Annotated in this window: 16 protein-coding genes and 1 pseudogene; 2 read left to right on the forward strand and 15 right to left on the reverse strand. The window is 51.7% G+C overall.

Features of this window, described 5'->3' with window-relative positions; translation table 11 throughout:
• The first annotated feature begins 7 nt into the window (after window positions 1-7).
• Entirely contained in the window at window positions 8-922 is a 915-nt protein-coding gene (locus AB4O41_RS06565) for a LysR family transcriptional regulator (protein ID WP_460148307.1), read from the forward strand.
• Between the two features lie 245 nt (window positions 923-1,167).
• Here AB4O41_RS06565 and AB4O41_RS06570 read toward each other — a convergent pair.
• The 15 genes and pseudogenes from AB4O41_RS06570 to AB4O41_RS06640 all read right to left on the reverse strand — a co-directional run.
• Window positions 1,168-1,281 (reverse strand): annotated as a pseudogene (locus AB4O41_RS06570) (MFS transporter); the annotation flags it as partial.
• A 504-nt stretch (window positions 1,282-1,785) separates the two neighbouring features.
• Complete coding sequence (locus AB4O41_RS06575; RefSeq protein WP_460146755.1) at window positions 1,786-3,117, reverse strand: spinster family MFS transporter; 1,332 nt, start codon at window positions 3,115-3,117, stop codon at window positions 1,786-1,788.
• Between the two features lie 280 nt (window positions 3,118-3,397).
• Window positions 3,398-5,068: a fatty acid--CoA ligase gene (locus AB4O41_RS06580; RefSeq protein ID WP_460146756.1), complete on the reverse strand. Its 1,671-nt coding sequence runs from the start codon at window positions 5,066-5,068 to the stop codon at window positions 3,398-3,400.
• 327 nt (window positions 5,069-5,395) lie between these two features.
• Window positions 5,396-6,034 carry a c-type cytochrome gene (locus AB4O41_RS06585; RefSeq protein ID WP_460146757.1) on the reverse strand — a complete coding sequence of 213 codons (639 nt, stop codon included), beginning with the start codon at window positions 6,032-6,034 and terminating at the stop codon, window positions 5,396-5,398.
• 22 nt (window positions 6,035-6,056) lie between these two features.
• Window positions 6,057-6,488 (reverse strand): c-type cytochrome, encoded by a 432-nt coding sequence (locus AB4O41_RS06590; RefSeq protein WP_159389990.1) that lies wholly within the window; start codon window positions 6,486-6,488, stop codon window positions 6,057-6,059.
• A gap of 4 nt (window positions 6,489-6,492) precedes the next feature.
• Window positions 6,493-7,011: a methylamine dehydrogenase light chain gene (locus AB4O41_RS06595; RefSeq protein ID WP_460148308.1), complete on the reverse strand. Its 519-nt coding sequence runs from the start codon at window positions 7,009-7,011 to the stop codon at window positions 6,493-6,495.
• An 8-nt stretch (window positions 7,012-7,019) separates the two neighbouring features.
• Entirely contained in the window at window positions 7,020-7,649 is a 630-nt protein-coding gene (gene mauD / locus AB4O41_RS06600) for a methylamine dehydrogenase accessory protein MauD (protein WP_460146758.1), read from the reverse strand.
• A 5-nt stretch (window positions 7,650-7,654) separates the two neighbouring features.
• Window positions 7,655-8,215, reverse strand: coding sequence for a MauE/DoxX family redox-associated membrane protein (locus AB4O41_RS06605; protein ID WP_159389993.1), 561 nt, complete (start codon window positions 8,213-8,215; stop codon window positions 7,655-7,657).
• Window positions 8,209-9,456 (reverse strand): amine dehydrogenase large subunit, encoded by a 1,248-nt coding sequence (locus AB4O41_RS06610; RefSeq protein ID WP_460146759.1) that lies wholly within the window; start codon window positions 9,454-9,456, stop codon window positions 8,209-8,211. The genes AB4O41_RS06605 and AB4O41_RS06610 overlap by 7 nt, the downstream gene beginning before the upstream one ends.
• 783 nt (window positions 9,457-10,239) lie before the next feature.
• On the reverse strand, window positions 10,240-11,166 hold the full coding sequence (locus AB4O41_RS06615) for a WD40/YVTN/BNR-like repeat-containing protein (RefSeq protein WP_460146760.1): 927 nt from the start codon (window positions 11,164-11,166) through the stop codon (window positions 10,240-10,242).
• Between the two features lie 14 nt (window positions 11,167-11,180).
• A complete protein-coding gene (locus tag AB4O41_RS06620) occupies window positions 11,181-13,541 on the reverse strand; it encodes an efflux RND transporter permease subunit (RefSeq protein WP_460146761.1) in 2,361 nt (786 codons plus the stop codon).
• 53 nt (window positions 13,542-13,594) lie between these two features.
• Entirely contained in the window at window positions 13,595-15,448 is a 1,854-nt protein-coding gene (locus AB4O41_RS06625; RefSeq protein ID WP_460146762.1) for a DUF1302 domain-containing protein, read from the reverse strand.
• 20 nt (window positions 15,449-15,468) lie between these two features.
• Entirely contained in the window at window positions 15,469-16,911 is a 1,443-nt protein-coding gene (locus AB4O41_RS06630) for a DUF1329 domain-containing protein (protein WP_460146763.1), read from the reverse strand.
• A gap of 512 nt (window positions 16,912-17,423) precedes the next feature.
• A complete protein-coding gene (locus AB4O41_RS06635) occupies window positions 17,424-18,866 on the reverse strand; it encodes an aldehyde dehydrogenase family protein (RefSeq protein ID WP_460146764.1) in 1,443 nt (480 codons plus the stop codon).
• Window positions 18,867-18,954: 88 nt separating this feature from the next.
• Entirely contained in the window at window positions 18,955-19,977 is a 1,023-nt protein-coding gene (locus AB4O41_RS06640; RefSeq protein ID WP_159389999.1) for an AraC family transcriptional regulator, read from the reverse strand.
• 426 nt (window positions 19,978-20,403) lie between these two features.
• On the opposite strand from AB4O41_RS06640, the gene AB4O41_RS06645 reads away from it, so the two are divergent.
• A complete protein-coding gene (locus AB4O41_RS06645; protein ID WP_159390000.1) occupies window positions 20,404-21,021 on the forward strand; it encodes a TetR/AcrR family transcriptional regulator in 618 nt (205 codons plus the stop codon).
• The last annotated feature ends 54 nt before the right edge of the window (window positions 21,022-21,075 follow it).

Raw genomic sequence — 21,075 nt, forward strand, 5'->3', positions numbered from 1 at the left:
GTTTTCCATGCTATATATTCTCCGCATGAATACACTGAACTTTGATCTCAATCTGCTCCGGGTCTTCGACATGCTCCTACGCGAGCAGAATGTCTCGCGCGCAGCCGAGCGGCTGGCGGTGACCCAGCCCACAGTCAGCAACGCCTTGGCGCGCTTGCGCGATCAGTTTGACGACCCTCTTCTTGTGCGTGTCGGACGACGCATGTGTCCGACACCACGAGCGCTAGCACTTGAAGGACCGATCCGGGCGGCGTTACAACAAATCGCGCAGGCCATGGACACGAGTGATCCTTTCGATCCATTCCGGAGTCAACGCCAATTGCGTTTAGCTCTTACCGATTACCTGGAACAACTGTGCATGCCACGATTATTGGCATGTCTCCAGACGCAGGCGCCAAACCTGCGTATCGATGTCGAACACTTGACACCGAACCTGCCGGTTGACGCACTCGATCGTAGCCAGCTGGACTTGGTGTTGGGCCGCTTCGACGACTTGCCGGCACGCTTCACCCGCCTCCCCTGGCGTAGCGAAACATTGCGAGTAGCGACTCGCCAAGGCCATCCGCAACTCAATAACGGGCTGGATCTGAATACCTTCCTGAAACTGCGTCACCTTTGGGTACATGGCGGTCAGACTCGCGGTATGGTCGACCAGTGGCTGGCCGAGCAAAACCTGTCGCGGCGAATCGTTTACACCACCCCGAACTACCTGCAAGCAGCGCACCTTGTGTCATCCACTGATCTTTGTGTGGTGTTGCCGACGCAACTGGCCCTGCAGTTCGCCGATCTGTTGCCTCTGGACCTACATGAGCTGCCATTTGCGCTAAGGCCGTTCGAGCTCGAACTTGTTCACCTGACCCACCGCCAGCACGACCCAGCGCTGGCGTGGCTTGTAACCCGGATTATGGAGATTAAAAGCTGATCATTGTCATTTTCGACTTCAGGAGTCGCCCGGCAACTCTGGCATTGTCCGTGGCCCTCGGTGAAGCAATGCCAAAGACCATCTACCAATCCATACAAGGACTGCACAAATAAGGGGTTAAGTTAAAGCCAAATGCGATCTGTAGCTCAGCACGGCATTCAATTGCGCAATCAGCCGGTCGATTTGTTCAAGGCCATCTACGCTCGAATAGGCTACGGTGGCTCGTTGCAGGACATAAAGCGGTAACATAGAGCTATGGCGCGCTCCAACCCCCAGCGCAGCGCCAGACGCGGTGCCAGTGGCGCAAGTAAACCCATGCACAACACCGGCAGTGCGGTGGCCAGGCTTATAAAACTTCTGCCTGGCGTCGGCCACAACCCAACAAGATTGGGACACTGATATGACCTGCATTCAAAGATTCGAGCAAGGTTGTATTGGGTTTTGATAGCGGTGTGAAATGAACAGCCGTCCCCCTAATCAAACTTAAAGTAGCGAGTCGCCAAGGCCATCCACGACTTAAACGGGCTAGATCTGGATAACTTCCTCAAGCGGTGCACATTGTGTCATCAACAGATCTTTGTGTGGTGTTGCCGACGCAACTGGCCCTGCAGTTCGCCGATCTGTTGTCTGCGGACCTACATGAGCTGCATTTGCGCTGAAGCCGTTCGAGCTCGAACTGATTAACTGACCCATCGTTCAACACGACCGAACGCTAGCGGTGGCTGGCAACCCGGACTATGGAGATCCAAAGCTGACTGCGGCCTGCTGCCTCTCGATGGGTTAAATGACAAAGAACACTAATCAATCAGCTCTCATGGACCAAAGCACGCGAGATTCGTCTTGATCCCAACACACACGAATGATCAGGTCGCTCTAATCGCCCACAACTCAAGACGCGCCACACTCTCACGATATGGTTTCAAGCCCATGCTCAACAGCACAACTGAGCTCATCACCGCAATGCTGGTAACAATCATGAGTGAGTAGCGAAGTGACATATCATCGCCAAAGACATAGTCGGTAATTATAGCTACCGCCGTTGGCCCAATTCCCAGGCCAATCAGCGTGATGACAAAGAGGTAAACAGCTGAGGCCTGACCACGCATCGAGTTGGGCATGATTTCCTGAATCGCCGCAGGTGCGACACCAAATGGCATACTCAGGAAGAACACTGCTGGCGTCAGCAGAATTGCTGCCCAATGCGCGCTCTCCATCAGAGGAAAGGCCAGCACGAAAAGTACTGCGCCAATTGCTGCATATAGACCGACACGCATGTGGGCGTCGCTTCTGCCCCTTCTCAACATCCAGTCAGCCAACTTCCCGCCAAAGACGATGCCCAGGCAACCAAATGTCGCCACTATGCCGCCGTAGACGACGCCGACCTGCCCCGCGTCCCAACCATACGTGCGGATAAAGAATGTCGGAATCCAGGCTGCGCTGCCGTAGCTGGCAAAAGCCAGGCCAGCAAAGCCGAAGTTATGGCAGAGTACTGTGCGTTTGTTAGCACGGATGTATCGACCAACCTCAGACAACGGTACTGTAATCCCGGCTCCGACGCCCTGTCTGGCAGGCTCCTTAATCGCTAACAGGAGCAGGCTGAAAAGTAACCCTGCGGCGCCAAGTGCGAGAAAGATCAACTGCCAGGGACGGACTTCTCCGAGCAGCGGCAGTAATATGTCGCCCTGGGCAGACGCCAGCTTGATAACCAGTCCGCCAAACAGAAACGCAAAACCCGAGCCTAGATACACCCCCATCGAATATAAACTAATGGCCGTGGCGCGGCGCTCGGTAGGAAAGCTGTCAGCAATGAGTGAATAGGCAGCGGGTGACAAGGCTGCCTCTCCCACACCGACACCGATGCGGCAGATCAAGAAGTGCCAATAAAGCCTTGCCAAGCCGCAGGCTGCCGTGGCCGCACTCCAGAACAATATCCCGAAAGCGATCAACCCGCGTCGGCTTCTGGTATCGGCCAAGCGCCCGAGGGGAATGCCGCATACGGTGTAGAACAAGGCAAAAGACAACCCCATCAGCAGGCTCATTTGGGTGTCGCTAATCATCAGATCGCGGCGAATCGGACCGACAAGGAGATTGAGGATTTGCCGATCAATGAAGGACAACACGTAGGCCGCCATCAATACAGCGACAGTACCCCAGGCACGGATGTTGGTGGGATAGATATTATTGTTATTGGGCACTGGCGGTTCCCCTGTGTGCGGCAAGCTTTATTGCAAACCCGCATGCCTTTAGTAGAGCGCAACATGGCTAAGCATTTGCACATCAATTTTGCATTTTGCTTGTGGAGTTAATTAATAACCCTATCTATTTAACGCACCATCGATGGATATTTATCATCATAACTCAGCAAAGACTTAAAAACGGAAACTATACCTCCCCTTACATAAACGTTACAGCTACACAGATATTCACCAGCGCCACAATAAAATTTAGCTTTTTTCTAACTCACTGAATATAGAACTAGACCTCGACGCAGTTTAGCTGCTGGTGCGCGAGCTCGTTTTCTCGAATGAGTTTTTTATTTACTTTGCCAACGCTTGTTTTAGGGATGTCATCAACAAACAGAAATTTTTTCGGGATCGCCCATTTATTAATGATGCCGCTGTCAACGAACTGCATTAGGTGATCAACTAGACTTGCCTGATTGATCTGTAATGGAGGTGTGCAAATGACCATCGCCATTGGTCGTTCCCCCCACTGAAGGTCAGGAACTCCAACCACCGCAACGGACTCAACGCCGGGATGCTTACTAATCAGACTCTCCAACTCTAGAGAACTGATCCACTCGCCGCCAGTCTTGATAACATCTTTAATTCGGTCTTTGATTTCCAAGTCACCACGCATATCTATAGAGCCGATATCACCAGTGTGCAGCCAGCCGCCCTCCCAGAGCTCGGCGCCCTTTTCCGGATCATGGAGGTAGCCTTGGGTCAGCCAAGGCGCGCGCACCAAAACCTCCCCCATTGACTCTCCGTCATGTGGTAAGTCCTTGCCGCAGGCATCGACGATTTTTATGTCGACCATGGCCGATGGCACTCCGGACTTGATCCTGATAGGCAATTGCTCTTCAATTGACAGCTCTAGCTCAGAAGCCCGCAGATAGGTGCTACATAGTGTCGGGCAAGTTTCAGACATACCGTAGCCGCTAAACACCTTCATCCCACTCGCCGCCGCCTGACCGGCAGTACCTAGTGCAAGGGCGCTTCCACCCAAAAGCACCTTCCAGCCACTGAAATCAGTCCCGGTTGCCTCGGGACAAGCCAGGATCATCTGCAAGATAGTTGGTACGCAGTGACTGAAAGTTACCTTTTCCTGCTTAAAGAGGCGGATAAGAGCATTGGGCTCATAACGTCCCGGGTAAACTTGTTTAATGCCCATGAGTGTCGCCATATAAGGCACTCCCCAAGCATGTACGTGGAACATTGGAGTGACTGGCATGTATACATCGTCTGAGCGTAGCATCGGCAATCCTTGATACGCCCCCAAGGTACCGACCCCAGCCAGGGTATGCAGGACCAGTTGGCGATGGCTAAAGTAAACGCCCTTCGGATTACCGGTTGTGCCTGTTGTGTAGAACAAGGTGGCAACCGAGTTCTCGTCAAAATCGGGGAAGTCGTAAGTAGCGAGAGACTGGGACAGCAACTGCTCGTACTCGCCAACTACGGGCAAAGTCGTTGGCTTTGCATGGTCGTCGCTCAACTGGATATAGCCTTTGACGGTGACCAGTTCACCATGTATTTGCTCGAGAAGCGGTAGAAAATCGTCATGTGCAAGGACTAAATCATCTTCAGCATGATTGATCGTATAAAGCACTTGCTCAGGAGACAGGCGAACATTAACGGTGTGCAAAACGGCGCCGATCATCGGCACTGCGAAAAAACACTCCAGATACCGATGGCTGTCCCAATCCAGTACCGCCACTGTATCCCCTGCCTTTACGCCCGCAGCAGTCAACACGTTAGCCATTTGCCGAATACGCTTATTGAGAGTGCGATAGCTATAGCGTAGCTTGTCAGCGTAGACTATTTCATTTTCGGCTTCATAGCGCTGCCCTGAGAGCAGCAGACTTTTGATCAACAGCGGATAGCTGTACGCCCCTGGTGCGGGACTAATTATTTTTGTTTGGACCATGATTATATATCCCGGATCGCTTGTATTGACTTCAAAAAATTCTTTGCTGCTGTAATGCCTTGCACAAGAGACGACCAAATGCCTGCATGGTAATAACTGTGAGCATCAAGCAGGTAAAACCGCTCATTTCCGACCGTCACTGAAACACTTAGCGATTGGATCGCCAACTAACAGGCGAGCACAGTTTCGTCAAAAGCTCATTAGTTGACTATGAACAATTCAGTCAATTCTGTACTTCCAACTTTAATTGCATTTTTTGACTTGCACTCAAACTCGTTTCAAAACCTGTAAAGTATTGCAAGGTAACAACAAACAACTTTGGCGTAATTATTTGCTGCCACTACCACTCGCAGATAGGCTTACGATGTAATCGATAATGGCCTTGCGATCAGCATTTCCGCTAATTTGCAAAGAAATGCCTCGCATCCAAAGCCCCAACTGATCGGCATGATCGCCGCTGCCGCGCAAAGCCTCAACATAATGTGTGAGCTGGCGATCGAGATAACTGGCGTCGAGAATACGGAGATTGGGAGCTTTGAGATAAGCAAAGCCCTCGCCTTGCGGCCCATGGCAGCTGGAACACGTTCCCTGATAAAGATCTCGGCCCCGAGTTGCTTGATCCCCGGCAACCGCCTGCGATCGTGCCGGCTCCAGCCGCGAATAATGAAGCGCCAAACGTTCGATTTCAGCTTCGTCGAGATTGGTCACTATGGCGCGCATTTGCGCTCCGTAGGTGTCTTTGGGGTCATAACCCCGAGATCCGTCTTTGAAATCGCGCATTTGCTGTGCAAGGTAATCGTGATGCTGACCAGCCAAGTTTGGAACACCTAGCGCGGCGTTGCCCTGCCCCTGCTCGCCATGGCATGCGACACAGGTCCCGAGTGCCGCAGCGCTAGGTGCCTCGACAGCCCAGACGTTAAACATGGCGAAAAGCGCGAATAGGCCAACACTGATGTTCATTTTCATGGGTTCAAGATCCCTTATGTTGTTATTCATCTTGGCGGGCGATACGTCGGACTAATTCATTACGAACCCCCTCGATATCAGGCATAGCAACCTGACGCCACTCATGCAGCTCCGCCCCGGTGTAAGGTTTAAATCCGAAGGGAAGTTCAGCCGTACTAAAGGTCTCCAGCATCCAGTTGAGTACGCCGGCCAGCGCTTCGTCCGAAAGCCCCGAGAGTGCTGAGCCAGGCACTTGAACCAAATAGGCGCGGCCGCCCGGCACACCAAGGAATTTACCTAACTGGCCGGAAAATGCCGGTACTTGCCGCTGTGGGTTGCCGCTACCATCCGGTAAATGACAACCCTGGCAATTGAGCATGTAATCGAACTGCCTCTGTTCGGTGGCCCACAGAGAACTAGAACCGATCATCACGAAGCACGTAAAAGCAGCGGCGCAAAGCGTGCGAACCGACATCACCTTACCCCTTCACGCCGATTACCACTGACAGCGAGCAGTGATAAGGCATATCCGCATGACTTCCGGCACACCAATTGATGTCATTGGAACTCTGCGGACGGTACATAGGGGAATCGCCCTGGTCGCGCTGGCAAACACAACGACCACAGTTTTCTTTGCCACAGCAGTCGTTGTAGGAAATCACATAGTCCTTCCCGTCAGCCGGGTTGTGGCATGTACCGATCCACGTAATATCCGACCGTATTGTTCCTGGCGGGCAACTGGTCGCCGATCCGCCGCAGCAACCGCAGAGAAACCCATCGATGGCACAATACCGCCAGTAGTCACAACTGTTAGGGTCGCCCTCCTCCATCAAGGCGGAAGCCGGCTGAGCAAAGGCACTGCCGCGATAGACCGGCAGCAGCGTTGCCGCGCCCGCGCCGATCAATACGGTGCCCAACCCACCCAGGAAACCGCGTCGCGAGGTGTTGCGAGCAGTAGCACGAGCTAGAATTTCGGTTGCCTCGTCAAACCATTTGATCGCCATTGTTAATGTACCTGCTTGTAAAGGGAATGCTTAGTCCCAGCCTGGGCAGCTTGAAATTCCTGCATCGTTGGATAGCCCATTGCCTTAGCCTCGAAGAGACTTTCAAGATGCTCGCGGGTGTTGATCAGCCCGTGGGTGACCACAACACCCGCAGCATCGATCAGCACACCGTACGGCAACTTGCTGATTTGGTAGGCCACCCCTACTTCCCTTGAAAGCAGGTAAGGGAAATCCTTTAAACGGTGGGTCTGAATGAACGCCTGATGAGCGGTGACATCACCGTCACTGGCGAGCACGACTCGAAGACGTAAACGCTCATGTTCCTGAATCGATTTGATTACAGGCAACAAGGTTTTGCACACAGGGCAGGTATCCGACAGGAAAAACAGCAGGGTCAACTGTCCCTGGGCATTGCCCCCCCCAATGCTGACTGAACCGCCGTTCAAGCTAGGCAAGGTAAAGATCGGCGCTATTTCACCGGTCTTGATCGTCTTGCCAAGCGATAAAGCACCCACAGGTTTGATCCGCTCGTGAAGAAGTCCAATCTGGCGTGCCAAAGCCCATACGGACAAGGCCAGACCGAAGATCATGAGCCAGGAAAAAATACTCGAAATAATCAGTGCATTCGTCATGATTTTCACAGCGCTCGTAGGGAAACACGGTTGGAGATCAATAGATTCGTCAGGATGTAGAGCGCTGCAGCGCTTGGCAGCAAGAAGCCCAGAGTGACAGCGTCTAACCACACCAGTGGTCGATCCCGCATCGGCGCCATCAAGTTCAACACGGGCAAAAGCAAGAACAGATTGCGCCAGACCAGCGTTCTACTCAGTGTCTGGTGATCACCGCCAAAATTGCAGCCACAGTCTTCAATCACTGCCCCTCGCGCGACACTTATCGCCAGTACGAGGGCGTAGAACCCGATAAGGATCGCTGCACCCATCGCAGCCCAAGGTATCCAGAAGCTCAGCAAGAGCCCCATGACGGCCGTGATTTCCAGCCATGGAAGCAAACGTCTCAGCAGCGGACGCAACCAAAGAGGCAGCGCCTTGCCCAAAGCGATGCCATAGTCATCCAGCACACGAGAAAAATTTTGCCCATCCTGCAACTTGTGCAGCGCTGCCGCTCCGAGCAACAAGCCCAAACCAAGTGCACTGGCGAGATGTACAAGTGGGTCCTGAAGAACAGTTGGAATCACCACGACATCACCTCGTTCATGGCGCCTGCTGGTATATCATCGACACTACGCAAGTGCTTGCCACTGTCGGCATCGTACAGATTGATACTCTGTCGCATGAGCGGTATCAGCCCGGCTTCCCCTTTGGACGCATAGATTGAGCTTATGAACTCCGCTGGCATTGGTATCATGTAGTCGAGACTATAGAGGCGCGGTTGTTCGCCCTTACTAACGGCAATGGCGACGCTTAATTCGTTGAGCTTTATGCGAGAGACCCGCTGCTGGGTTTTAGTGTCATAGACCCAGACTTCCGTACCAGGCTTCTGGTAATTTTCCGGCTTGTCCTGGTGCATAAGTACGTACAGCCGACCGCTCTTCTCGTGCATCGCAGTGCCATGGTTACCGGCCACACCCCACCCGTCCGCGCGCTCCTGCTCGTTGACTAATGACCAGCGCTGCGACTGCTCTATTCCACTGGCGCTCATCTGGAGCCCGTACACAAAACTTTTTTGTGAGACGAAGTACCAGGTGTTGCCCTTGCGAGAACCTGTGGTCAGCAAAAGATCCTGCAGTGGATCGAAAATTGGGGCACTGCGCTCCTGTCGCATCACCCGACCTCGATCGTCAAGTTCGAGATGCAAGAAGGCACCGTTTCCGCAAATGGAGTAGAAGTCCCTAGGCCCTGCGGAATACATAGCGGCGCAGCCAGGCGTCGCTACCTCTTGCACAAACCGATTGTTTTCAAGATCAATGACGCTGACCGATTGTGCTGGAGTGAAGTTGAACACCATAAGAAAACGATCGTCGTCCGACAACACACTCAGCCCTGTTGAAATCAGGGCACTCATGCGCTTGGCCGGAATTTTGATCTCGCCTTTTGGGCTCAAAGTCTTGGAGTCATATACCGTGACAACATCCGTGCGCTCACCGCGAACCCCTCGGCTGAAGTAGGTCTCAACAGCGTAAAGCTCGTCGCGCTTGCGAGATGGCACCAGGCTGTTGAACCACATTCCGGTGCTCAACTGCCCAAGATTGCGACCCGCATCATCAAATAGCAAGACGCGGCCACTCCCCATGCTTGGAGCGTTACTACCCCATGCCCAGAACCAATTCTGGCCGTGATGATCGCCGAGCACTTCGACTCGAACCTGCTCTGGCACGAACTCCGTCGCTGATGCCATTGGCGCGGGTAACGCTAGTGCTGGCAGAGCCACGTTGACCAATGACAGCCCGCACATCAAATATCGGAGTGAACGATTGAGCATAGAGTGTGATCCAGTGACTTGCGATTATTATTCATGTACCTGCAGCTTAATTTTATTAACGCCGACCGGCTTGACCCAACGTGACAAAACACTTGGCATCAGGTGTCACAAATAAATATCAAAGTTTGAATCGTGTTGCCCAAGCTCCTTCATCTGTTCAGCCACTTTCGCCTGCTCCTGCGGTGCTGAAATATCCAGTCAACTAATCTCTTCTGCCATTTGATCTACAGAGACAATGTTGGAGCTCAATTCATCAGTGACGGCACCCTGCAGTTCAACCAAAAGGGCAATCTGTGAAGCCAGATCGGAAATTTCTCCCGAAGCACCGATAATTCCTTGCTGGGCCTACTCGGCTGAATGGCATGCGCGACACTGCCATGCAAATGTATCAAGCTACGCTCGATAGCTACCACCGCGCGCTGGGTACCAGTACGAACGGCTCTACGCGACGGGTCATTTCATCGTGCGCGCGTAACCCAGAGCGCCCCCTAAAGGCACAAGGACAATGGTAAAAGAGTTAGCAAAAAGACATTAAGTAATAATAGTTTGGATCGTAGCGACAATTCACCGGACCAGTTGTGTATGCACATAATACTTTGTAATGAAACCCGATGCGATGTATCAGGATCCTGCGCAACTCACATTCGAAAATATGCGCCAAGAACGAACACGGCTCCGAGGCGACTCGGTTGCCCGCGGAAAAATGAAAAAAGCGAAAGTCGCTTATAGGCACCGCACCCAGACGTATCAGGTGCAAGCATCAAACGACTTTCACCAAAGTTATTACTGCACCACACCTACAGAACCGAACAACAGCAGACGTCCGTCATCCATGGGTGCCAAGGCAGCCAGGTTGATACGATCTTCCCTGAGCGAGGTGGTGAAACGCTCCAGATTGGCATCTGATTCGGCGACCAGACCACCGTTACCAACCAGTGCCACACGACCATCAGCACGCTGGGCGACAGCCGTGATCGCCTCATGACTGCCGCTGTTCAATTCGCGCCAGGTGTCACCTATGTTGTCGCTGATCAACACTCGGCCACTCATTCCAACAAGAAGCACTCTGCCAGATCTTAGGCCGATCCCTCCCCACAACGACCCTCTTACACCGGTATCGAGCTTTTCCCACGTAGTGCCGTGATCCAAAGAGCGGAAGGCATGCCCCATCTCTGCAGCAATGAAAAGGCTCTTATCGGGTCCCGAAAAAATATGATTGAGATGATAGTCATCCCCTTCCTCGCCGACACTCAGGCGTGTCCAACTTTGGCCTCCGTCCTCGGTCTGTGCGGCATAACCGTAAGCGCCAACAACGATGCCGTGACGGCTATTTTCGAACCATACAGAAAGCAGCACTGGCTGCCCTTCCATGCGTTGCTGCAGGGTCCAAGTTTCGCCGCCATCCTCGGTTTTCAGTAACACGCCACCGTGGCCAACTGCCCAGCCCTGCTGAGCATCAGCGAAGCTCAGAGCGGTGAGCAGTCCATCCACCGGGACGCGCCTGGACTGTCGCCAGGTTTGACCGTCGTCGGACAGTATCACCACCCCGTGATCGCCAATAGCAACCAAGCGTTGGCCGGTATGGGTGACAGCGAGCAGCGGAGCGTTTTGTGCATGGGCTAGCGGCAGGGCTACTCCCCCGCCTTCAGCGCCGGCTCCCAGCAGAATCAGCGACAACAACATCGGACGCAGAGAACGAGTCGCGGACATCAAATGTACTCCTATCAATGTGCAACCAAGGGAGCACGAACGGGTCCCCGGCGGGGAATGAGAACATCCAGCATTACGGCGATTGCTGGCAAAAGGGTAATGGCCATGATCATGTTGACCATGAACATAAAGGTAAGCAGCAGCCCCATATCGGCTTGAAACTTCAGTGCAGAGAACGACCACGTGGCAACGCCCACGGATAAGGTGATTGCAGTAAACACAGTGGCCACTCCAACCTCACGCAGAGCCAATTGAAAGGCTTCAACGATGTTCAGGCCCTCGACAAGATGCATCTGGAGGCGGTTATAGATATAGAACGCATAGTCCACACCGATACCAACGGCGAGTACCATCACCGGCAAAGTCGCAACAGTGAGCCCTATATCCAGTTCCTTCATGAACCAGTAGCCAAGAAAGGTTGCAAGAGTGAGAGGAAGGCAACAGGCGATCATTGCTCGCCAGTCCCGATAGACCAGTAACACCAGCACCATAATTGTCAAATAGACATAGAGCATCATTGGCAACTCAGAGGTTTCCACCACCTCATTGGTGGCTGCCTGCACACCAGCATTACCGCTGGCCAAACGTACCGTCACGCCCTTGAGGGCATGCTCCAGTCGATAGCGCTCGACGGCCTGTACAACGCGCTTCAAGGTAGTGGCCTTGTGATCAGTTAGGTAAAGATTGATCGGCAACAAGGTACAGTCAGCGTTGTACAAACGCAGAGACTCAGGTACCTGACGCACGGCTTCAGCCAGCGACAGCTCGTCCAGCGGAAGAGCCGTCCACTTCGGATTGCCTTCGTTCACACCAGAAGCTGACAGTTTAGTCAACGCCGGTAAGGATTGAGCTGACAGTACACCTGGCACATTTCCCAAATGCCAAGTCAAACGATCAACATAACTCATTACATCGTGCCGGTAGCATCCACCTTCAGGGGTTTCCACTGCGACGGTGAACAAGTCCAGACCCAGTGAGAAGTGACGCACGACGCTCTCTACATCTCGGTTATAGTGTGAATCCGAATGGAGCTCGGGCGCCCCTGGCAGAACATGACCCACATGACGTCCTTGACTCTGCCACACCGCGAGCACCATTAATGCAAGACAAATGACACCCCCAATCGCAGCATTACGTGGTTCGGCGATTAGCCCAAGCCCAACCATGGCATTGTCACGCCATTGGCGAAGACGCTCTACCTTAGCTACGAAGGCAGTGTCGAAGCGAAAATAACTAGCCAGCACTGGCAGCATGATCAAATTGGTAATGATCTTATAGGCCACTCCTACCGATGCAGTGATGGCCAATTCTCGGATCATTGGAATCGGGACCAATACCAAGGTGGCGAAACCAACAAAAGCGGTAATCAATGCCAAGGTCCCGGGAATTAGAAGCCCCCCAAAACTCCGGCGCGCAGCAGTCATACCATCAGCACCGTTACATACCTCCCTTGAGATAAAGTTAATCTGCTGCACTCCGTGAGATACACCAATAGCGAAAACCAGGAACGGCACTAGAATCGCAAGCGGATCAAGGCCGAAGCCAAGTAAGGTAATCGTGCCAAATTGCCAGACCACCGAAACCAAAGAGCAAAATAGCGGCAAGAACGTCAGTGCCCAGGAACGCGTATACCAATACACAGCCAGCGCGGTGAGTACGAAAGCCAATGCAAAAAAAACTATGACGCTTTTGGCGCCTGCCCCTATATCGCCCATTTGCTTGGCGAAACCAATGATTTGAACATCGTAGTCGGCGTCGGCATATTTACTGCGCAGATCATTTTCAAGACGCTGACTGAATTCCAAGTAGTTCAAACGCTTACCTGTCTGTGGGTCTGGATCTGCAAGCTCGGCCACGATCATCGCTCCGGAATGGTCGTTCGCTACCAGGCTGCCAACAAATCCACCGATAAGAGTACGTTCGCGAATACCAGCAATAGCCTTATCGTCGAGAGTACCAACGGTGACTTCACCGCCCACAACGTCTTCGGCTTTCATACCTTCCTCGGTAATCTGCACCGCACGCGTATTAGGTGTCCAAAGTGAGGTAACACTCCGCCTATCAACACCGGGCATGAAGAACACTGCCTGAGTCAGGTCATACAATCGGGTCAGCGCTTGCTGGTTCCAGATATCGCCGTGCTTGGCATGCAGCACCACGATTATGCGGTTGGCGCCGAAGAGTACGTCCCGATATTGGTTGAACGTCTTGATGAACGCATGCTGCTGAGGAAGCTGCTTGTCGAAACCTGCCGACATTTCCAAACGCGACGCGAACAGCCCCATCACCAGCGTAATAACCGCCAGTACTGCTAGCGTCGCCAATCGATGGCGAAAGAAGAAACGCTCGAGACCGAGCACCATAGAAGCCAACATGGTGAAAATACCTGAAGGAGTGAACAGCCTCCTCCAACGGAGGAGGCATAGGTTCAGAACGAATAGGAGATGTTACCGCTGAGAAAATCGCGATCAGCCATCAGATTGTTACCGCCACCGCCCCAGAACTGCACCCACTGCAGGCCACCTTTCCAACGATCTCGGTAGTTGAACAGCAAAGAACTGGTCAGCGACTTACGACCTTCTACAAAGGGCAATGAGTTCGGCGTCGTCCCATTAACGTCATGACTGAAATCAAGCTGCGGCGTCACAGTTATGCCGGTCCCAAAGAGATTCGGATAATTGATACCGATCTCCGTGATATAGCCCCAAGACGTTTTATCTGGCAGTGAGTAGTCCGGCAGAAAGTATGGAGTTTTGCCAGAGGTATCGAGATCCGGGTAGTGGGTAACCGCTGCCTCGACCAAGATAAAACCGTCAGATGCACCTAGGCTACGGGGAATGAAGCCGAGAGGATCATTGGCAGCGAAGGTGTAGATGGCGTTAACATCCATCTGCCATTTCTTTTCTTCGACGTAACCATTGTGTACGCCCGTGTCATATACGCTGTACTTGTTAAAGGATCCGGTGAACGCCCGGCCAAATGGTACCGTCGGATCAATTGCGACGCTATCGTTAGGTCGAAATGACACTTCTCCAGCTACGGCTACCGGACCCAACATGGTGGACATTGACAGTCCAAACAAGTCTTTATCTTCTCCATAATTTACGAAGAAGTTGTCTGTATGTAACGCATCCGGATCAGATAGAGCGGTGTAGCCAATGAACGGGAGTTTGTCATGATACCGCTCGTAAAAAACACCAAACTCAGCGCCGATATCCTCCGCTGTCCAGCGCAGCGCCACACCATATTGCCGCCCATTATCCGGCTTACGTTCACCGCCGTAAGGAACAGCAAGGCCGCTCGCGACCAACTGAGCATTGTTCAGACCGCTGATCAGGGGTTCGCCACATCGACCGGTTGGCGTAATCGCATTACACGTCCCCGCGCCTGCGAAGTTATCAAGATAACTAGTTGAATAGTAAATAGGCTGACGACCTTCGCCTACTACGTCAGCACTCGAATAATAGGTTCCTACCGGATCAAGGTCATAAGCGTTCCACTTGAACTGGTAGTAGCCCTCAAGATTCAGGGTTTCTGTAAGGCCCACATTAAACGACGCCATCGGTGCCGGAATGAATACCTCTTTCAATTGGGTTCCGGGCGTGTGGTATTTGGGTAAACTGAGGGCATTAATTTGATTGATGCCACCGGTTATAAAGATTTCCTCTCCCCAACTGATCACCTGGTTACCAACTTTAACTTTTGTCGGCATATCACCCAGGTCAAAACTTTTGGCAACCCATAGATCGAGGAGATCGAGACGCTCAGTGGCATCGCGGTCGGCTTCGTCGTCCAGAGTGCTGCGTCGAGTGTTGTCCATCTTGAGGTCTTTGGCCCACGCAACTCGGCCCAGAGCACTCCAGCCATCGCCGAATTGTAGACTCAACTCATGAGTCCCCTTAAGCACTTCAGAAAAAACATCATGCTTATTGTAGTTGAGATTGCCGTCATCCGAATTGGTGTAGTTGATGTCGGCATTGGCGTAACCATTGCCTTTAGTCAAGTTATAGTAATTACCAAGTCCAGTGCTGGTACCGTTATTACAACCACCACTATCTCCACCCAGGAGTTTACAGTCCGGGGAATCCATGCGAGTAGCAAATCCGTAGCTCAAGGAAGAGTCGAAGCTACCTGATATACCATCCTCAGAACCGAAACGGAACGCGTGGCTCGGTTGCGCCCACATTAGCGTCGAGACCGCCATCATCCCAATAGTCAGCGAACTGCAGGCATACGGGAAATGCTGCGGCGCGATAGCACCGCTTTTTTTAATTTTGAACATTTGGGTGAACTCCGAGGAAATTAACGCTCACCGCGACGACGCAGTTCATTCGAGTTGAACATTTTGTCGCTTACGCGCCCTTCCATTCCGGCAGTCAAATCCATTACCTCGCCTTCCTGAGTGAAACCGTCCGCTATATAGCGCCGAGCAACAAGGTCGTAACTTAAATATTCGAAACTAGTGCAGGCCTGAATTCCTGGGTCTGCCCAAATACTGCCTTCCTGCACACGCCAGAGGTTGCCTTTGGTGTCATACATATCAACGTGCAGCAGTGTCCAGCTGTCCTCGTCGATAAAAAATACCCGCTTGGCGAAAGAGTGTCGCTTGTCCGCTTTAACCGTTGCTTCGACGACCCATACACGATGCGTCTCGTAGCGCTGCGCATCGCGCTTAAGGTAGTTCTGCCCAATCAGATCCTGATACTTGTTGGACTTATCCACCAACTTGTAGGAGTTATAAGGTACGATGATTTCTTTTTTTCCGAGCAACTTGAAGTCGTAACGGTCTAGCGCTCCGGTGAACATGTTAATCTGATCGACAAAGTACAGACCGTCACTACCTGCGATAGGGTTGTCATAAGCAAAGGATGGAGCACGCCGCACGCGACGCTGACCGGGAAAATAAATCCAAGCGTCCTGTGGCTTATCAAAATAGCTGTGGACGAGATACATCTCGCCCGCTCGGGATGACGGCGTCAGAATGTCGTAAAGCAGCTTAGCTTCGATGCCACCGGTATCAACTGGACCTTTGACCAAAGGGTCATTGTAGGGGTAATACTCATAGGCCCATTGTTTGGCTTCAGTTAATGTACCCGAATTGTCCCGCGCCAAAAAAGATATTTGAGCGCGACGCCCTTTTGCCATATAGCGAAGCTTGTAATTCCACATTACCTCAATACCATTCTGCGGTACGGGAAACGGCACAGCAGCGCCAACTGCCTGCTCCAACCGCCAACCGTCAGCACCGATCTTGCCTTGCCCGGCAAACTCCTTGGTACGCTGAGCCAATTCAGTAGGGATAGCACAACTGCGTCGTGTCGGATACACATCCACACGATAACCCGGGTACATTTTGATCAGTTGCACCTGACCCGCTGGCAGTTTCGATTGATACTGGGCCACATTAGCCGCATCAATTGAATAGAGTGGTTTATCGCCAGCATATGGATCGCCATGACCTGGTGACCAGCCAGCGGGCGCCTTGGTAAGTCCCCCGTCCCACGCGGGAATCGTCCCATCAGCATTGCCTTCCCTCTGCGCACCAATAGGGGTAAGGTCGCTTCCAAGCTTGCTTGCGTCAATTGTGGAAGAGGCCTGCACGCAGCCTACGCCAAGCGCAGCGCACAGCGCGCCACCTAACAATGAGAATGTTAGCATTTTCATGAAGCTCTCCTGGTTCTTTTCTTTTAATTGGACAGAAGCAAGGCTCAGAAATACAGAAAACCACTCAAGCGCTTGCGACACGAAAATAAAGAGACCTTAGCTCTGCCGGGAAAAAGACAGAAAACGGAGGATCAATATAATCGGTACACGCACTTTTGATTTTTGTTATTGGTTAGCTAGTACGCCCTTAAAACCATCCGAGCTAAAAACTGCGGTTAAGGTTACTGCTCACCTAGCAAGCAAAGTATTCATTATTCGAGGCAGTCGCTTGCCATCCGACGACAGAATGCTTGACATCGAATGACAATCGACTCCTTGCGCAATGATGGTTCTGCGGCAATGACGCAGAAAGCAGTAATCGCGGGTAAAATGCGAACGCTTCCGGAGCGCCTACCCGACTTTCTGTGAAACTTATAAAAACAAGTGCAAATTTCGAAAGATGAACTCGCAGCCTGCCAGGTCGTGAGTAAACAATCGCAAGCAGGGGATTGGAAGCAAGTGAGCGCCCTCGCGTATTGCAATCGAAACGTCCGATCTCACCTCCGAAAGAGAAGGGAGGACTCCTCAACAAACTGAGCAATCCCCCCCTATTCTTACAACATACCCATTATTGACTTGGTCTCCAAAAATTCATCAAAACCAGCAATTCCCCACTCCCGCCCATTTCCAGATTTCTTATAGCCGCCGAAAGGCGCATTGATGTCGGTTGGGGCGCCGCAAAGATGAACCATACCCGTGCGCATAAGCTTCGCAACTTCTTTGGCGCGCAACAGATTAGATGAATAAACGTACCCGGAAAGACCGTATATCGAATCATTAGCTATAGCGATAGCCTCTTCTTCGCTGTCGTATCCGATGACGACTAGCACAGGGCCGAAAATTTCTTCTTGCGCAATCAACATTTTATTATCAACACGAGTGAATACAGTTGGAGCAATGTAGAATCCTTCGTTATTTTTCATTGGATTCCCAGTACCTCCTACTAATATCTTCGCCCCTTCGTTGATACCGACCTGTATTAAGTCCCTGACAAGATTGTATTGTCGCTCATTCGCCATTGGACCCATCATGGTCTCAGGGTCCATAGGATCACCGACTTTTATATCAGAACACACCTTAATGATAATCCGTTCAACTTCTTCAAATTTTTTTCGCGGAACAAGCATTCTAGAGGGCGCGGTGCAGGACTGACCTGAGTTTGACATCATATGTAGAACGCCATGCCGGACCGCCTGTTCTAAATCTGCATCAGACAGGATAATATTCGCAGATTTCCCACCCAACTCTAATGACATTCTCTTTATTGTTTCAGCACCCGCAACAGTCAAGCTACTCCCCGCCTGTGTGGAACCCGTCAATGACACCATGTCCACTAGCGGATGGGAGGCCAATTGCTGCCCCAGTTTACGGCCCTCTCCATTCACCATATTGAACACGCCAGCAGGAACACCTGCCTCCTCTAATATCTCAGCTAAGATCAATGCTGAGTAAGGTGCATTCTGACTTGGCTTAAGTATCATGGTGCACCCCACGGCCAACGCTGGGGCGACTTTGCATACAACCTGATTCATGGGCCAGTTCCAAGGCGTAATCAAAGAGCATACTCCAATAGGCTCTTTAGTAATGAGTGTTGTTCCTTGCTGGGTTTCAAACCTGAAATTTTTAAGCGTTTCCAGTGCAGCTTGAAAATGCCAAAGTCCAATCGAAGCTTGTAAAGGTCGAGATAAGTGATGTAAAGGCGCGCCCATTTCAAGCGTAATTGCTTTAGCTAAATCATCTAGACGTCTTTCGTAAATTGCACATATTCGTTCCAATAGCGCAACACGAAAGTCGACAGGGGTGATGGAGTATCGAGGAAAGGCATCGAAAGCGGCTTGTATAGCCAACTCTACGTCAGCCGATGAGCCAAACAAAACCGACCCTGATACGCTACCATTCGCTGGATTTATGACCTCATGACATGAGTAATCGCCTTGGGGACCCATCCAAGTGCCGCCGATAAAAAACTTATCAGAATTTTCAATCTGCATTAACATCTTCGCTCTCCGGCATGTGCCTACAAAACTGCGAAGCTACTGCAAGTACGACAGATGGGCTTGTCCGAGCGCGACTAAAACACAGGCATCAGGTGCCAACTGGATTCGACTTTGCCCTTGCCTGCTGCCTGTACTGCTGCGGAGTCAACTGCATCCAGCGCCGGAACGCACGGCTGAAAGAGCTTGCCTCGGTATACCCAAGCAATAGTGCAATGTCGGTTATGCTGTGGTTGGAACACGATACATAATTTTCTGCCAAAGACCGACGAACCGATTCAACAAGATGACTGAAATCCAAATCCTGATCGGCCAAACGACGTTGTAGCGTCCGAACCCCCAATTTCATTGAGGCGGCTATTTGATCTATGTTTGGGCATCCACTGCTCAAGTTATCAGCGACGTGGCGCAAAAGTCCATTCAGCAAATCATTAGGGCCCACTCTAACTGCATGTCTCTGTTCCAGCACCCCCTCCAACGCCTGAAACAAACGAATATCGGCAGTGCGCACAGGCATATCTAAAAGGGCGGCAGAATAGCATAAGCGATTTGTAGGTCGATTGAAAAAAACAGGGCAATTAAATATTTCTTTATATACATCCAAGTCACCTGAGGCGCCATGCTCGAACTCTACGAATACTGGTGAAAGTTCATCACAACCTGTAACCTCCCGCATCAAGCTAAGTCCAGAGGCAATTGAGAATTCAGCATCCTGCTTGCGCTGAATGATGAGTGGATCAATAATCTGGTAACTAACACTAATCAACCGATCCGTTTTATCAACTTCAATTCTAACGCCTTGAATAAGGACATCAATGTAATGCCCCAAGCAATGAAGTACCAAATCCACAGTCGGCGCGCTCCGGACTGCATGCCCCCAGATACCCCAGCCATGACAGCTTGTTCGTATTCCGACCTTTAGCCCGATGGTTTGTGATACTTCCCTGCCCAGCACCTCCCATAAAGCAACGTATTCAGATAAGGGGATTTCATAACTGGGAGAACGCAAAATAATTTCACTGAGCCCAACCTCTGCCAAATAGGGGGAAAACAACTCAGCATGTTGCGCGAAGAACCTTTCCGCATATATGGTATGGAAATTGTCTAAAATCATACATGCCTCACTTAAGTGTTCAAAAAATCGATTTACCCTGACATACTTAAGAAAACTAGATTTCGTTAAAGCCTCAAACTTCAGCCGACCCTGTTTGATAGCGGGGCGCGCTCACTGTACCGTCGCACAATGCTACGTTGAATATTTCGTACTGCGAGCAAGACGCGACATACCTGACATCAAAGTCAAAACGCGGGATCCTTAGGCATACAGCATGCCAATATGGTCGCAACGGATATCACTCATCCCAAATTTTTCAGAAATACTCCTAGAGCTGCACGCCTTAACGGATCTGTCCATTTGGGAGGCAATTTATAATCCTGCTGTACCGATCGGTCAATAGGGCTATTCTCCAATGCTCGCATCGATATCCTTCAACACGACTGCATGCGTATGATTGGTGCCTAACAAGCTGGAAATGGACTCATGGGAAAGAAAAACATTGCCGTCACTGTAGAACCGACTGAAATCGGCACCAAGGAACGGATACTGAGAATCGCTGCGGAGTTGTTTTCCACTCGGGGCTTTCACGCGACCGGTATGGCCGAGCTTGAAAAGGCCACGGGGCTTGGTCGAGGTGCGCTGTATTACCATATCGGCAGCAAGGAAGAGTTGCTGTTTGAGATCACCAGCCGCTACCTGCGGGTCTTGATCGCTGAAGGCATCCCACTGTGCGAAAGCGATCTGCCTGCCGAAGACAAATTTCGCCAGTTCTCCACCATCGTCATGCGTACGATCGTCATTCATCTAGCCGAGATGACGGTCTGTTTTCGTGAAGTGTATTCCGTCATTGGTGCACGCCAGACCGAACTACTCGACCTGCACCGTCAGTATGAAAAGCTCTGGTCGCAGATCCTCAAGGCAGGCGTCAGCGAGGGTACGTTCCATACTTCCGACTCATTGGCCGTCAAGGCGATCCTTGGCATTCACCACTACAGTTACCTGTGGATCAAACCAGGAGGCCCGCGCTCTCCCGAATCCATCGCAATGTTCTTTTGCGACACCATTCTGCCCGGACTCAAAACTGCGCAACGCCAAGCTTGACGGCTATCAGCGGTGCATCACATGCGCCGCTTCCCCGCTGCCCCCCCCCCTCAC

Source organism: Pseudomonas sp. S2_A02 (assembly GCF_054668495.1).